Here is a 14,510-nt window from a genome sequence, read left to right as displayed (position 1 = left end):
CTGGTTTTGCCCTTATGGGTGCTTAGTTGGCGGCATTATAGCTAAGTCGCTTGAGGATAGCAGAAATAAAAACAGCGACGTTAAGGCGTCGCTGTTTCTACTATTAAGTATGGTTAAGGAAGTTAAACCGTGAAGCGTCCCACCAAGTCGTAAAGCTCGTTGGCTTTGTGATTGAGGTTTTGGCTGCCCGAGCGATTTTGATTGGCAAGGTGCGCCGATTGACTACTTTGCTGAGAAATGACTTCGATGCGTTGTGAAATCTCTTGTCCAACTTGGCTTTGCTCTTCGGTCGCGGTAGCGATCAGCGTGTTCATGTCCATGATATTCGCAATCGCTGCTTGAATATCTTGCAGCGCAACCGATGCAGCACGTGCTTCTTCTACTGTCGCTTCGCCACGTGCTTGGCTAGATTCCATCGCTTTTACTGCGGCATCCGATCCAGCTTTAAGTTGATCGATCATCTTGTGAATGTCACCTGTGCTGTCCTGAGTGCGGCTTGCAAGCTTACGCACTTCATCCGCGACAACTGCGAATCCGCGTCCTTGATCGCCCGCTCGTGCCGCTTCAATGGCGGCATTTAGCGCAAGCAAGTTGGTTTGTTCAGCAATATCTTGGATGACTTCAAGTGAGGATGAGATGTTCTGCACGTCACTCTCTAGACGTGAAATTACAGTGCTTGCTTCAGAGACCTCATTCGCTAGCGCTTCAACGGAATTAGCGGCGGAGTCTACGATGTGTTTCGCTTGTTGTGCGTTGTCATCGGCGTTTTTAGCGGAATCGGCGGCTTGGTTTGCGTTGCCAGAGATCTCGTGAGCGGTGGCCGTCATTTCTGTCATTGCAGTCGCGACTTGTTCCGTTTCCTCACGTTGACCAGAAGCCAATTCATCCACTTGTGAGGCGCGTTGAGACATGTTGTTCGTTTCTGATACTACCTCTTGTCCGACATGGCTGACGCTCTTAATAATTCCTTGCAAGCTCTCAACGAAGATATTGAAGTTATGCGCGAGCTGCTTAAATTCTGGCACGCTAGATTCTTCCATCCGCGCGGTTAAGTCGGCGTCACCTTGCGCGAAAGATTGGATTGAGCTGTCAAACTGTTCGATAGGGCGCATAATGCTACGGTTGACGAGTACGGCAAAAATGGCCACGACAACGGCAATAGAGAAACAAAACATAGCAATAGCGGCTAAGGTATTGTTTAGCTCATAGTTTGCTGTGTTTTCCATCTCTGTAATGATCGCATCGATATCATCAGTATAAAAACCTGTGCCAATCATAATATCCCACTTGGGAATGAACATGGAGTAGCTGAGTTTTGGTAATGCTTCGGTTTGCCCTAACTTAGGGAAGTAGTAGGTTGTGAAGTCACCCGTTTTGGCGTTTTTCAACAGGTCTTGGATCAGGTAGTTGCCTTTTTTGTCTTGAAGGTTATAGAAGTTTTCTCCAACCCCTTTGTTGTTTTTGCCGACAACAACACGCACGCCTTTTGAGTCGTACGCAAAAATATAACCTGATTGGCCGAACTCTAGCTCTTTGAGCACTGGAATAGCTTCTTGCAATGAGGCATTACGATCCAATAACGGTTTGAGTGCGGAATGAGCCATCTGCACATAGTTTTTCAGTTCCGCTTTCTTCATCTCCATCATCGTCGTGTGCGTATGATTGATTTGTTGTTGGTTGTAGGTACTGGTTTGGAGGTAGGTAAACCACATCATACCCAAAGCAATCGTTAACACGGGAATGATGGAAAGAATATAAAGTCGCTTTCTTATCGTTAGATTCATTGGTACTTCCTTACGTCTCGGCGCAGCGTTACAAACTGGTAAACTTCAATAGCTTTACCAAATAAAAGTGTTAATAATTATTTTTGTACTGATTGCAGATTAACCGAGTTGGCGGGTGAGAAGTACAGGAAGTTGGTGATCGTGGACGAGAGAGACTCACATTTTTAAGCAGGATCACAATTAGCGAGAGCATTGGCCCGAGTTGCAGCGGGAGCTACCAGTAAGCCAGTATGAGACACGATACCTATTGTTGGCAAAGCGCAGGTAAAGCCAGTCGGCAATTGGTTTGAATAATGGCCAACGTAGTGGTGCATATAGCCAACCTCGTCCGACAAACTGCCATGCTCGGTGAGTCACATCAAGACCAAGTATCAGTTCATTGTTGTCATTCAGCGCATGCAAAATAGTATTGGCTTTTTGCGCATCTATCTGTGGGTAATCAGAAAATTCATCGCTGTAGATATCGACAATTTTTATCGCTTGTTTTACATCTCGTCGCTTAAGTGCGTGCATTTCTTTGGCGCACAGTGGGCAAGTTCCGTCATAAAATATAGTGAGTTTTGTCATTGCGATCGTCTTACTTGATTTGTCTTACTGAATTCTACGTGGCGATTTTTCTTTTGGTTCATTATGTTGCAGGTAGTGGTTCCAATTCGCGCGTATGTTCTCGTAGTTATATTGGCAAAAGTCTTTGCGATCTCGTAGGTAGTCTTTTTCAACTTCATCGAGAAGCGACTTGTACTGTTCCGGATCACTGCCGTACACCAAACATAAGGTAGAGAAGTAGCGTTGCAAATCAAAACTGTGCTCATCAATGTACTCACCGAAGTCGTAGTAGTCCGGTCTGTCATCGGACTCAAATGCGAACATGTCGGCGGCGCTAATGGCCATCTCTGCGCCATCTTCTAGGAAGTCAATCATTAAGATCGTGGCAAAATTATCGACTGCATCTTCTTCTTTTCCGAGAACAGGGATGTTTTGATCTTCGATGTAAGCATGCCCGGCTTCATGCAGCAAGGTGTGTAATAACGTATCTAACGCCCCTGTTTTTGGGGATTTCCCAAGGCGTTCTTCATACTGGTTATTGGAGAAGTAATTGAGTGATTCCAAATAAAAAGTGTAAGGAATGTGTATCGTGTGCGTATCGGGATCGTACATTGGGCCATCTTCTCCGCCGTAAACCAGTGTGAGTGGTTTGCGAAATGGAAAGTGGATCTGAGATAGCTCAACAAAAATTTGGTTTACATCGCTGTTTTGGATAGATTGCAGGGCGATGTTTTCATGGGTTGTTTCCACGGGAGAATATTCAATACGGATATTTTCCGCTGCAGTGGCAGATGAGATGGCACAGAGTAATAGCACAGGGAAAAGCGAATGAATTTTCATGTAGGGCTCTTGTTATTTGAATAACTTACATAAAAATTATACATGTTTTTGTGTGATGCATAACTGGGATTGTTTTTATCACCCAGAATCGGGTAGTTAGCCTCGAAAGACTACCATGACAACACCGTACATTTTGGTTGCTGGGCCCTCCAGAAAGCCTATCAAAACACGTTTTATTCAGGAGACGATAGATAAGTGATTGGCTTTTAAGGTTTATTTTTTGGTGAGGCTAAGCTGAATTGGCTTTGCTCTTTTGTCTGTAAAAATGCTATTCAGCAGTTAATCATTATGGAATGAAACCATGGGATTGGTGAATGTCACTGAATTGAAGAAAATTATCAGCAATATGTTATAATCCGGCTCCGTTGTGACGAAAACGTTTGTTGCAGCTTGAGAGTTTCCTTGGATTCGGCTCGTTTACACACCATGAGCCAGAGTTGAAAAGCTACGACAGGAACAAGCAAACCCAATTGTTTTGAACGCGATCTCGGCGTTTAGAGGTTACAACGGGAAGGAACTTTGTTTGATAGTAATTGACACATTCTGTTTAAGTAAGGGAGCCCAACGTGGTTCAGAAAGTGTCACCCAGAATTTACTCACAACACTATACCCCAAGCAGTCACGCACAGGTATTGCGAGGGGGCATTTGAAGGAGCTATATCGGCTCCTTTCACATTTAAGGGCTGGCTAACAGCGGAAAACTGACACATCGCTAAAGGAGCGTCCCTTAAACTAGCCTAAGGCGCATCTACACCAACTTTTGAGTATTTTCGAAACAGTAAAGCGAGAACATTTGCTATTGAATGAAGGTTAAATTAACACTCGATCATTACGGAGGATGAAGAGAACAATAATAAGAGGCGATATGAATCATTTAATATCTGTAGGTGCACTGGAGTCCTTCTTGGTCGCAATCAGTGTGCTTTTCCTGGGGCATTTTATTAATGCTAAGCTACCGATTTTAAAGAAGTTCAACATACCTGAGCCGATTGTAGGTGGCCTTATTGTGGCCTGCATGATTACTGCTCTTCATTTCAACGGCATCGACTTGGAGTTCGATTTGCCGTTACAAAATACGTTTATGTTAATGTTTTTTGCGACGGTTGGTTTGGCCGCAAATTACACTCAGTTGATGAAAGGAGGTGCGAAGGTTTTTATCTTCTTAGCTGTCGCATCGTTTTACATCATCATACAAAACGGCGTTGGCGTTTCACTCGCGGCGGCGCTCGGTTTAGATCCTTTGATGGGGTTAATTGCGGGCTCGATTACTCTGTCTGGTGGCCATGGTACAGGTGCTGCGTGGTCACAAACCTTCCAAGACGTGTATGGATTGGATAACGTTTTGGAAATTGCGATGGCATCAGCCACTTTTGGTTTGATCATCGGCGGTATCATTGGTAGCCCAGTGGCACAGCGCCTCGTAGAAAAAAACAGCATTGAATCGGAGTATGGTCGTGGTGGTCGAGATGCCAAAACTCACGAAAAATTCCCTGAGTTGGTGACCTACAACGAATACGAAGAAGATAAAGTAACGGCGAAAAAAGTGGTGGAGAAACTCTTCTTCCTACTGATCTGTGTTACGGGGGCGAAGTATGTTGAGCAATGGGTTAGCACGTATGAAATCTCATGGTTGATGATTCCAGACTTTGTATATGCGCTGTTCATTGGTGTGATCATCACGAACTTCTTAGAGGTGACCAAGCTTCGTAAGTTAGACGCAGAAACCGTCGATATGCTCGGTACCGTTTCTTTGTCATTGTTCTTGGCGATGGCATTAATGAGCTTGAAGTTATGGAATATCTTTGACTTAGCGATTCCATTCTTGGTCATTTTGGCTGTGCAGTCTGTGGTCTTAGCTATCTTCACTTACTACGTTACGTTCAAAGTGATGGGACGCAACTATGACGCTGCGGTTATTGCGGGTGGTCACTGTGGTTTTGGCTTGGGAGCAACCCCAACAGCCGTGATGAACATGGGTTCTATCGTTAACCGATTTGGCCCGTCGCCGCAGGCATTTATGGTGGTGCCAATTGTGGGGGCTTTCTTTATCGACATCGTTAACTTAATCATTTTACAAGGTTACATTTCATTCCTTGGTTAAATTTAAGTTCATGATCTCCTAAGGTCGAAATAAAAACGGTTACAACACCGGTTGTGACCGTTTTTTTATGGCTCGATTTTGGCCGTTTATCGAACGACGGATTATTGAATGGTTCGGCTGAACTTGAGACTAGCTGTCCAACCAAGAACGCCGATGAAAGCGTAAATGCCAACGTTTAACCAGCCCGCCTGAGAAATTGCATTCAATGGGCTTGGTGCAACAATGGCGTGCAGTGGAAGGTAAAGCACTTCGGAGAAGAACTGATCTAGGCCGTAATAGCCAAATAGTGCGATTGGCATCCAGCGCAGCGCATAAATGGCGATAAACAAAATGACCAGTGGTGAATTCACTTTCTGAGAAATAGCCATTGCGGTTAATGCTAACGGTAACAGTAGAATACCGGCGAACAACATTCTGATTAAAAACTCTCCCCAATGCAGCAGCACGTAACCTAACGAGGCTTGGCGGTACAATAAAGCCAATTGGTGATCGGTAGAGATGTTCAGCAACCACAACATCAAATCTGCTGCGAGCACAAGCGCCGAGCAAACGAGCGGAATCACCAATAAGCCAAACCCTAGCTTCACTAAGTGAGTTTTTATATCGCTGACCGGCATACTGCGCCAAAACATAATACTGCCCTCTGCGCGCTCTTTGCGCAGTGTTCTCGGGAAGTATTGAACGGCTAACAAGATAGACAGCAGTCCTGCCCCGCCGGTAATCAACATGTTTACATCGTCACCAAGCTCTTTGTGAATGTCACTGACATCGCCACCAAAGCTCATTTGAAAAAACATATTGTGTTGTAGAGTGTCGTTACTCATTAAACTGACAAAGAGGATAAGTCCACATGCCAACACAAACAGTGGAATACGTAAAACAAGAGGGTTTTCTAACCACTCTTTTTGCAACATCGCGACAACTGAACGCATTACGCTGCCTCCTTCTGCAATGCTAAAAATAGATCCGCTAACTTCACCCCATGGATGGCCCCCATTGTTTCTGCTTGTTGGGCATACTGGGCAGTGAGTAACCATTTCGTTGAACCGAGCCCTTTTTGTGACGACAGTGGGTTCATCGCTTCAATTTGTGTGCGGTATTCGTCGTTGGCTTCAAGAATGAAATAGTCTTCACTGATACTGTCCATCGAGGTTTGCAGAACGGGGTGGCCATGCTTGAGAATCAGCACATCAGTCAGTAAGTGCTCAATCTCTGATACTTCATGACTGGCGATGATCAACACGCGTTCGCCGTCGTGAAACCATTCCAACAAGTGACGATAAAACGTATCACGATAAACGAGATCTAACCCGAGTGTCGGTTCATCCAATATGAGGATTTGGGTGTTAGTCGCGATTACAATCGCGAGGTGCAATTGCACCTTCATCCCTTTGGATAAAGATTTGATGCGCGCACGAGGTTTGATGTCCGTTTGACGAAGCAGCGTATCTGCTTGAGCGCGATTGAACCCTGGATGCACACCTTCGGTATAGTTAAGCAGTTGAGCGACAGTCATCCAATCTGGCAGAACGTTCACATCCGAGATGTAGGACAAGCTCTGCATTATTTTGTCGCGTTGCATAATGGGTTCAAATCCGTTGATACGAACAGTGCCTTGATATTCATGTGCGCCGAGTAGGGCATTAATAAGCGTTGATTTACCTGCGCCATTATGGCCGAGTAAGCCAAGTACTTGTCCTGCATGTAGGTCGAAACTCACTTCATGCAGTGCTTCTCCTTGTTGCTGATATTGCTTGGAGACGTTGTTTACACTGACTAATGCGCTCATTGGTCACCTTTCAAGTGTGGTTTTAGTTGTTGAATGAATTCGTCGAGTGACATATCCAGACGCTGTATTGTGTCGGCTATCTGCGGAATTTGTTGTTGAAGAAAACGTGCCTTCTCGTCTGCGAGCAATTTGAGTTTTGCCCCTGAAGCGACAAACATACCTTGACCGCGTTTTTTCTCCACTAACCCCTCATCAACAAGCAATTGATAGCCTTTCATGACGGTGAGGTGGTTAATTTTCATATCCGCAGAGATGCTACGAACAGAGGGCAGAGCATCGCCTTCTTGCCAGATACCTTGCAGTATTTGTTGAGTGATCTGGTCAGCCAACTGTCGAAAAATCGGTTGGCGATCATGCCAATTGGTCATGAGTGAATCTCTTGGCTGAAGTGGTGTTATATATAGGTATAACACCTAGTGTGCCGGAGAGAAAGTAATAATTTAAAATTAAGCGTATGTTCCAGCCTTCGCTTTCCCTAAATATCTACCTATGTGATAGCTATTTTGAAGACTTTATTGTGAACATAAATTAGACACTTCTCATAAGTTGAGAAGTGTTATTTTTCTAATCCAATCAAGGTATTTACCACCAGCTTGGTATTGGTATTCTCATATAATGATAATCAGTGGGATTTTGGGTGCATCCATTTCTTACTTGATGAGAATTTGTGGTAAATACACCCTAGAAAACAAAAGGTTCGAGAGGCAATCTGATTGACTTAGGCACCTATCTCACGTTGAGCGCTTGCTCAATGAATGAGAAAGAGGAGAGTAAAGAGGTCTCATGAATCAGGTAATATCTATCGGCCCACAAGAGTCGTTTCTCGTCGCAATTTGCGTGTTATTTTTAGGGCAGTTCATTAACACCAAATTACCAACCTTAAAGAAATTCAATATCCCAGAGCCAATTGTTGGTGGTCTAGTCGTGGCTTGCGTGATCACGACGATGCACTTAAATGGTGTGGATGTATCATTTGATTTGCCACTGCAAAACACCTTTATGCTGATGTTTTTTGCAACCGTTGGCTTAGCGGCAAATTACACCCAACTTATTAAAGGCGGTGCGAAGGTTTTCATCTTCCTTGTTGTGGCATCGGTCTACATTCTTATCCAAAATGCGGTCGGCGTATCCTTAGCTACCGCATTGGGGTTAGATCCACTCATGGGGTTGATCGCCGGCTCTATTACGCTTTCTGGCGGACATGGAACTGGTGCGGCGTGGTCGCAAACTTTTCAAGAAATGTATGGTTTGCACAATGTCCTAGAAGTGGCGATGGCTTCTGCTACGTTTGGCTTGGTCATGGGCGGGATTATTGGCAGCCCTGTCGCGCAAAAGTTACTCAACAAGCACAACTTAGAATCGGAATACGGACGCACCAACCAAAGCCATCAGAGTTTCCCTGAATTGGTGACCTATAACGAACATGAAGAAGATCGTGTCACGGCGAAAAGAGTTGTAGAAAGCTTATCCATTATTTTGCTTTGCGTGACAGGCGCGAGCTATCTGGAGAGTTGGGTGAGCAGTTTTGGCATCAAGTGGTTGATGATCCCAGATTTTGTTTATGCGCTGTTTATTGGTGTTGTCATCACCAATATCATGGAAGTGACCAAGGTGCGCAAGGTTGATTTAGAAACCGTTGATATTCTTGGTACGGTTTCGCTATCGCTGTTCCTTGCCATGGCTCTGATGAGCTTGAAATTGTGGAATATCTTTGATCTTGCGATCCCATTCCTTATTATTCTTGCTATTCAGTCTGCCGTACTAGCGGTGTTCACTTATTACGTAACATTCCGCATGATGGGCAGTAATTACGATGCCGCGGTGATCGCCAGTGGACATTGTGGTTTCGGTTTAGGTGCCACACCGACTGCGGTCATGAATATGGGCTCTATCGTGAGTCGTTATGGTCCATCACCACAAGCATTTATGGTAGTACCAATTGTCGGTGCATTCTTCATCGACATTGTGAACTTAGTGATTTTGCAAGGCTGCATTGCTTTTATTAAATAACCCCCGCTTCTTTCAACTTAACAAAGCCAGTCCCTTGAGATTGGCTTTGTTATTTGTAACACGAAATCTAGTTTCTCTGACTTCAAGCCGTGAAATCAATACGTTACTATGATGACATAGTGTTCAGTTCTACAGCAGCATGAGGTACCCACATGTCTGAAAAAATATCGACGTCGGCATTAGCGAAAATGCGCAAGGTTGAAGCCAAGCTGTTGTTTGCCGATCTCAAACGTGCTGGCTACATTGTTCGCCAAGACGAAAAATGGATTCTGACGGAAGAAGGCGCCAAGTTTGGCGGCGAGTATGTGGATCACCCTAAATTTGGCCAGTTCATCGTCTGGCCGACCAATTTACATATTGAGCTGACTTCCAGCTCAGGGAAAACATTAAGCGCCACGCAGCTGGGTGAAAAGCTGAAACTGAATGCGAAGCGCATGAACCAACTGTTGAGTGAGTTGGGGTGGATCGCCAAATCTGAAGAAGGTTGGAGTGTCACTGAAGCTGGTGTGCGCGCTGGTGGCCAGCAAAGAGCCGATAAAGAGACACAAAATACCTTTGTCGTATGGCACGATGTGGTGCTGCGTAATAAGCGTCTTAAGCAGTCTGTCATTGAATTTTTAGGGCAAGATGCGGAGTCACACTCCACGGATAAATCGTACTCAAGCTTTCGCCAAAAGTTTGAAGCCAAACACCGAACATTAGATGGGCATTACGTGCGCTCTAAGGGGGAGTTGCTCATCGACAACTGGCTGTACTTGGCTGGTGTGGTGCACGCTTATGAACGTCAGCTGCCGATTGACCAAGATGTCACCAGTGATTTTTATTTGCCAGGCGGTAAAGTCTATTTACAGTTTTGGGGAAGTGATACTGGGGAGATGGCTGAGGCTGACCGTGAGACCATTCGTACTGTTTATGAGCAGCATCATTTTAACCTTATCGAAGTCGAACCGGGTGAACTAGACAAGTTAGATGAAGTGCTGCCTAAGCGTCTTCGTCAGTTTGGTATTAAAGCTTATTAACGACTTAAGCCCGCTGTTCAGATAAGAAAAAACCCGTGATTGATCACGGGTTTCGTATTTTTAGCGTGCATCTAGGCTGTCATCCTATGGATTAAAAACCTTTGATGTTTTCCGCTTCTAGCTCCGAGAAGTACTTCACTGTCTTCACTTTCAGTTCTTGTTGAGCTGGCTCGTCACATACGATCACTGCTTTAGGGTGAAGTTGAAGTGCAGAAACCGTCCATAGGTGGTTTACACAACCCTCTACTGCTGCTTCAAGTGCTTGAGCTTTGTTATGACCTGTTACCAGAATCATCACTTCTTCTGCGTCTAGCAGTGTACCCACACCGATAGTCAGTGCGTATTTAGGCACTTGGTTGATATCGCCGTCAAAGAAGCGAGAGTTCGCAATGCGAGTGTCTTCAGTCAGTGTCTTGATGCGAGTACGAGAAGACAGAGATGACGCTGGCTCGTTGAACGCGATGTGACCGTCGTTACCCACGCCGCCCATGAACAGGTTGATCTTGCCGTAAGACTTAATTTTGTCTTCGTAACGCTTACATTCTGCGTCGTGATCGTCAGTGTTACCGTTCAGTAGGTTGATGTTTTCTTCTTGGATATCAATGTGATTAAAGAAGTTGTTGTACATGAACGAGCGGTAAGACTCTGGGTGATCTGCAGGGATGCCAATGTACTCATCCATGTTGAAAGTCACGACGTTTTTGAAGCTCACTTCGCTGGCTTGGTAAAGCTCGATTAGGGCTTTGTAGGTTGCTAGAGGAGTGCCACCAGTTGGTAGACCCAGAACGAATGGACGCTCAGCAGTAGGTTTAAAGTCGTTGATACGCTTAGCGATATGCGCAGCTGCCCACTTACCTACTTGTGCTGCTCGAGTTAACGGGATAAGTCTCATTTTGTGCCCCTAGTTATTGGAATTTACGATGTACCGAAACATTAATTCGCATTATAAAATAAGTAATGACGAACTGCTATTGTTTTAGGTCAAAATTTTGCTTTTTCTTTAACCAGTGTTGATTTTATCGACTGTTTTTATATCTAAATGCTTTTATAAGCCGATTTTTTACAAAGAAATTGCATTATGAAACTGACGAATTGATAGATAAAATTTATGATCTAAATTAAGTTCTGTCTTCGCACTTAACCTTGTTTTTTAACAACCTACAGAGTGTGAAATCGCACACGAACTTCAAATATTATGGGATGGACATGGCACGACGCTCATTCCTTAACCATAATTGAAATGTGTAAACCAGTGAGGAATTCGGTATGAAAAATGAGTTAGATCCGAGCAAAGTACTACAGGCTTACGAATGTGTGATGAACAACGGTACACCAACCGAATTTGGCAAAATGTATGAAGGTGTAGAAGCGTTTTCCGATTACGACGGGTACAACGTTTTCTTACGAGGGAATGGTGTTGAGCTAAAGGTTGGCTTCCACAATACCTATCAATTGGAGTACGACCAAGAGCACTTGAAAGAGAGCTTTTTGAAAAAGATCGCGATGCTTGCCAAGTAGACTAGCACTAAATACTAAAAAAGCCCTTGGGAGAACGCGCCCTTGGGCTTTAGGAGAAGAAATGAGCTTGTTTTGCTCGCTCAGTCAAACCAAACGAGCTTTCGCCTACTGCCTACTGCTAGAAAAAGGCGAGAATTAGTTTATTTGGTTATTAATCGTCTTCGACCAAACTCTCTTCAATGTAATCTTCTGTCGCGTCAGGCTTATTACGACCATTTAGCGTGTGGAAGCGCTTGCGACCACGAGCAAGTTGGGTGTACTTTAGCCACGTACGCTCAAGTTTTGTTTTTGCTTTGCCTGGGTTTTCTAGCACCTTGATGAAGTGTTTCTCTTCGCTATTTTCAGGTGTTAATTCGCCTGACTCTAAGCCAAGCATAGTATCCCCATAAATTGTTAGGATTTCCTCTTCCGAGAGAGTAAAATCGCCAGACTTTGCAAAGCCGCGTGGGAATTTTACGTTGTCGTAAAAACGTTTTTTGCCATGACGGAATTCAGTGTCAGACATGTCAACAGCCTCTGTAACCGTTATTGATGAATGTAGTGAACTACGGCGAAAATTAGGCGTAAAGCTAACAAAAGAAAAACAAAACTTTTTTGTCGTCATGATTTTAATTAGTTGTTAATCTGGTTTTATATTAACCAGGAGATGGTTTATGGATGTAAAAGTCTTTCGAACATTTTTAGAGCTGGCAAGGGTTCGTCACTTCGGACGCGCCGCTGAGAATCTTTATATTACCCAAGCTGCAGTGAGCGCACGTATCAAACAATTGGAAAGTTACTTCGATACGCAATTGTTTATTCGTGATCGAAATAACATAAAGTTGACCTCTGCAGGTGAGCGCTTAATCAGTTATGCAGAGGTGATGGTCACCACATTGCAACAAGCGAAGCTAGAGTTATCGCTTGAAGATGGCAAAGCGCTGCAATTAACGTTAGGCGGTACGCCAAATATTTGGGACGCCTACTTGCAGAACTGTTTAAGTGTCGTCACGGATTCATTTGGAGGCTATGGCTTCATGGCAGAAGTGATGGGGCGGGAAATGCTCAGTCGCAGCTTGCTAGAGCGCACGTTAGATATGGCATTTGCGTTCGACCAAATCAAAGCTGATGAGCTTAACTGCAAAAAAGTGGCTGATGTTGTTCTCGTTCTGGTATCGACTGAGAAAGACTCTTTAGACACCGTTTTTGAAAACAAATACGTGTATGTGGATTGGGGAACACGCTTCTCATCAGAACATTCTGAACGTCACCCTAAGATCCCGGCTCCGTATCTGCGCACCTCAACAGCGCGTATAGCATTGGACTTTATTTTGGAGAAGGGCGGTGCCGCTTACTTACCCATCTCTCTGGTAGAGCCCTTTATCGCCAATGGGCAGCTTCACAAGGTGTCTGGCGTAGAAGATTGGTGTCGCCCTATCTATTTGAGCTATCGTAAAGCTAGCTCGTCTGTAGACGCGATTAAGCAAGTGGAAGAAATTGTCAAAGAGATTGATCCACTGACGGCTTACAGTTTTCAGCAAATTGGTTCCGGTACTTCCGACGAATAGCGTTGAGTGAAAAGTCAGAGAAATTAAAAAGCCGCCTTGGCAAATCCAGGCGGCTTTCTTTTTATCTCGATGAATCGATAGTTATGGCAAGTCAAATAGTAGGGCGGTTGTGCTCTCGTTTGATGTATTGCGTAAAACAACCTTACTTTGCTGTTCGATCTTCGCGCCGTCGCCTGCCGTCAAGGTGGTATTGTCGATGCTAAGGCTCCCCGTTACTTGGTGAACGAATAAGTTTCTACCCGATTCTATCTCAAAGTTAAGTTCGCTATTTGGTTCAAGAATTAACTGATGTAATGTGGCATCTTGCTTAATAAGTAGCGTACCGTTTTCTCCTGTTGGAGTCGCGATAGTTGTTAATCCCGGCGTGCGACCAAAGTCTTTTTGCTGATAACCTGGTTTGGTTCCAAATGTATTTGGCTGAATCCAAATTTGTAGAAAGCGCAGCGTGTCGCGGTTCGACGCATTGTACTCACTGTGGTAAATCCCTTTCCCTGCCGACATGAGTTGGAATTCCCCGGCAGGTAATGTTTTCACGTTACCTTCGCTGTCTTTGTGCGCGATAACACCTTCCAGCACATAGCTGATGATCTCCATATCACGATGGCCATGTGTATCAAAACCTGCGCCAGGTTGGACTACATCGTCATTAATGACTCTCAGCTCAGAAAAGCCCATATGTTGAGGATCGTAATAGCTACCGAAAGAAAACGTATGTCTGCTATCAAGCCAGCCAAAGTTTGCTCGACCTCGGTCTGCTGCATGTCTTACCGTAATCATAGAGCCTCCCTAAGAGAGTTTTTTGTGCAAGAAGTTATCTAGCGCGGCCTTACCTGCGCCAGAAAACGCCAGTGAAACACTTGCTGCCAGTAAAGCTAAGCCAAACTCGTAACCGTTGTTTGCCATGAACAAGCCGTTTTCAAAGTGGACGGAGAATATCGCTACCACCATCGTGAACGCTAAAGCAACGGCTGCCGGGCGAGTTAGTAGGCCAAGCAAGATGAACAAGCCGCCAAAGAACTCTGCGCTGCCAGCAAGGAATGCCATTAGCACGCCAGGACCTAAACCGATGGATGCCATCCACTGACCTGTACCTTCTAACCCATAGCCACCAAACCAACCAAACAGTTTTTGTGCGCCGTGCGCCATAAAGATAATGCCGATTGGAATGCGAAGTGATAGTGCGCTGTAACCTGCGTTTGAAGTGGTGATTTTCTGTAATAGTGCTTTCATGATTCTGTCCTCTGACTCTTTTCAATGAGTGGGAAGCGTGTGCTCCCGTGCTGTTGAGAACAGTTTAGGTGGCGGTGAGAATAAAAATAACGGGAGTATTTTGATAAACTCGTTCTAAAAAATTGA

The 14,510-nt window shown here is 44.7% G+C and carries 15 protein-coding genes; 5 read left to right on the top strand and 10 right to left on the bottom strand.

Going from position 1 to position 14,510, the window contains the following annotated elements; translation table 11 throughout:
• Positions 1-122 precede the first annotated feature (122 nt).
• From CAG69_RS18330 to CAG69_RS18320, 3 genes are all read right to left on the bottom strand, one after another.
• Positions 123-1,784, bottom strand: a complete 1,662-nt coding sequence (locus CAG69_RS18330) for a methyl-accepting chemotaxis protein (protein WP_161445546.1) — start codon at positions 1,782-1,784, stop codon at positions 123-125.
• Between the two features lie 180 nt (positions 1,785-1,964).
• Positions 1,965-2,351, bottom strand: coding sequence for a thiol-disulfide oxidoreductase DCC family protein (locus CAG69_RS18325; RefSeq protein ID WP_161445544.1), 387 nt, complete (start codon positions 2,349-2,351; stop codon positions 1,965-1,967).
• Between the two features lie 24 nt (positions 2,352-2,375).
• The gene (locus CAG69_RS18320; protein WP_161445542.1) at positions 2,376-3,170 is read right to left on the bottom strand and encodes a DUF4344 domain-containing metallopeptidase; all 795 of its coding nucleotides are present in this window, start codon (positions 3,168-3,170) and stop codon (positions 2,376-2,378) included.
• Positions 3,171-4,035: 865 nt separating this feature from the next.
• Between CAG69_RS18320 and gltS (CAG69_RS18315) the strand changes: the two genes are divergently transcribed.
• Positions 4,036-5,271 (top strand): sodium/glutamate symporter, encoded by a 1,236-nt coding sequence (gene gltS / locus CAG69_RS18315; RefSeq protein WP_006740921.1) that lies wholly within the window; start codon positions 4,036-4,038, stop codon positions 5,269-5,271.
• Between the two features lie 101 nt (positions 5,272-5,372).
• Here the strand turns inward: gltS (CAG69_RS18315) and CAG69_RS18310 are convergent, their stop codons facing one another.
• Genes CAG69_RS18310 through CAG69_RS18300 form a run of 3 tightly spaced genes read right to left on the bottom strand, consistent with a single transcriptional unit; the run spans position 5,373 to position 7,428 of the window.
• The gene (locus CAG69_RS18310; protein WP_161445540.1) at positions 5,373-6,203 is read right to left on the bottom strand and encodes a hypothetical protein; all 831 of its coding nucleotides are present in this window, start codon (positions 6,201-6,203) and stop codon (positions 5,373-5,375) included.
• The gene (locus tag CAG69_RS18305) at positions 6,203-7,060 is read right to left on the bottom strand and encodes an ABC transporter ATP-binding protein (protein WP_161445538.1); all 858 of its coding nucleotides are present in this window, start codon (positions 7,058-7,060) and stop codon (positions 6,203-6,205) included. The genes CAG69_RS18310 and CAG69_RS18305 overlap by 1 nt, the downstream gene beginning before the upstream one ends.
• On the bottom strand, positions 7,057-7,428 hold the full coding sequence (locus tag CAG69_RS18300; RefSeq protein ID WP_005392046.1) for a GntR family transcriptional regulator: 372 nt from the start codon (positions 7,426-7,428) through the stop codon (positions 7,057-7,059). Before CAG69_RS18300 ends, CAG69_RS18305 begins: the two co-directional genes overlap by 4 nt.
• Positions 7,429-7,843: 415 nt before the next feature.
• On the opposite strand from CAG69_RS18300, the gene gltS (CAG69_RS18295) reads away from it, so the two are divergent.
• Both gltS (CAG69_RS18295) and CAG69_RS18290 read left to right on the top strand, forming a co-directional pair.
• Complete coding sequence (gltS, locus tag CAG69_RS18295; RefSeq protein WP_006740924.1) at positions 7,844-9,070, top strand: sodium/glutamate symporter; 1,227 nt, start codon at positions 7,844-7,846, stop codon at positions 9,068-9,070.
• A 152-nt stretch (positions 9,071-9,222) separates the two neighbouring features.
• Complete coding sequence (locus CAG69_RS18290) at positions 9,223-10,089, top strand: glycerol kinase (protein ID WP_161445536.1); 867 nt, start codon at positions 9,223-9,225, stop codon at positions 10,087-10,089.
• Between the two features lie 91 nt (positions 10,090-10,180).
• Here CAG69_RS18290 and nagB read toward each other — a convergent pair whose 3' ends face one another.
• On the bottom strand, positions 10,181-10,981 hold the full coding sequence (gene nagB, locus CAG69_RS18285) for a glucosamine-6-phosphate deaminase (protein WP_161445534.1): 801 nt from the start codon (positions 10,979-10,981) through the stop codon (positions 10,181-10,183).
• A 374-nt stretch (positions 10,982-11,355) separates the two neighbouring features.
• Between nagB and CAG69_RS18280 the strand changes: the two genes are divergently transcribed.
• The gene (locus CAG69_RS18280) at positions 11,356-11,607 is read left to right on the top strand and encodes a DUF3081 domain-containing protein (protein ID WP_005392042.1); all 252 of its coding nucleotides are present in this window, start codon (positions 11,356-11,358) and stop codon (positions 11,605-11,607) included.
• Positions 11,608-11,758: 151 nt separating this feature from the next.
• Here CAG69_RS18280 and CAG69_RS18275 read toward each other — a convergent pair whose 3' ends face one another.
• Entirely contained in the window at positions 11,759-12,112 is a 354-nt protein-coding gene (locus tag CAG69_RS18275) for a DUF413 domain-containing protein (RefSeq protein ID WP_005392041.1), read from the bottom strand.
• A 148-nt stretch (positions 12,113-12,260) separates the two neighbouring features.
• On the opposite strand from CAG69_RS18275, the gene CAG69_RS18270 reads away from it, so the two are divergent.
• On the top strand, positions 12,261-13,154 hold the full coding sequence (locus CAG69_RS18270; protein ID WP_005374436.1) for a LysR family transcriptional regulator: 894 nt from the start codon (positions 12,261-12,263) through the stop codon (positions 13,152-13,154).
• An 81-nt stretch (positions 13,155-13,235) separates the two neighbouring features.
• Here CAG69_RS18270 and CAG69_RS18265 read toward each other — a convergent pair whose 3' ends face one another.
• Positions 13,236-13,931 carry a pirin family protein gene (locus CAG69_RS18265; protein WP_161445532.1) on the bottom strand — a complete coding sequence of 232 codons (696 nt, stop codon included), beginning with the start codon at positions 13,929-13,931 and terminating at the stop codon, positions 13,236-13,238.
• Positions 13,932-13,940: 9 nt separating this feature from the next.
• A complete protein-coding gene (locus tag CAG69_RS18260) occupies positions 13,941-14,384 on the bottom strand; it encodes a DoxX family protein (protein ID WP_161445530.1) in 444 nt (147 codons plus the stop codon).
• Positions 14,385-14,510 lie beyond the last annotated feature (126 nt).

Origin of the sequence: Vibrio sp. V43_P6S15P86 (genome assembly GCF_009904725.1) — a bacterium.
In the GTDB taxonomy this organism is placed as follows: Bacteria; Pseudomonadota; Gammaproteobacteria; order Enterobacterales; family Vibrionaceae; genus Vibrio; species Vibrio diabolicus.
This window is presented reverse-complemented; position numbering and strand designations above follow the sequence as displayed.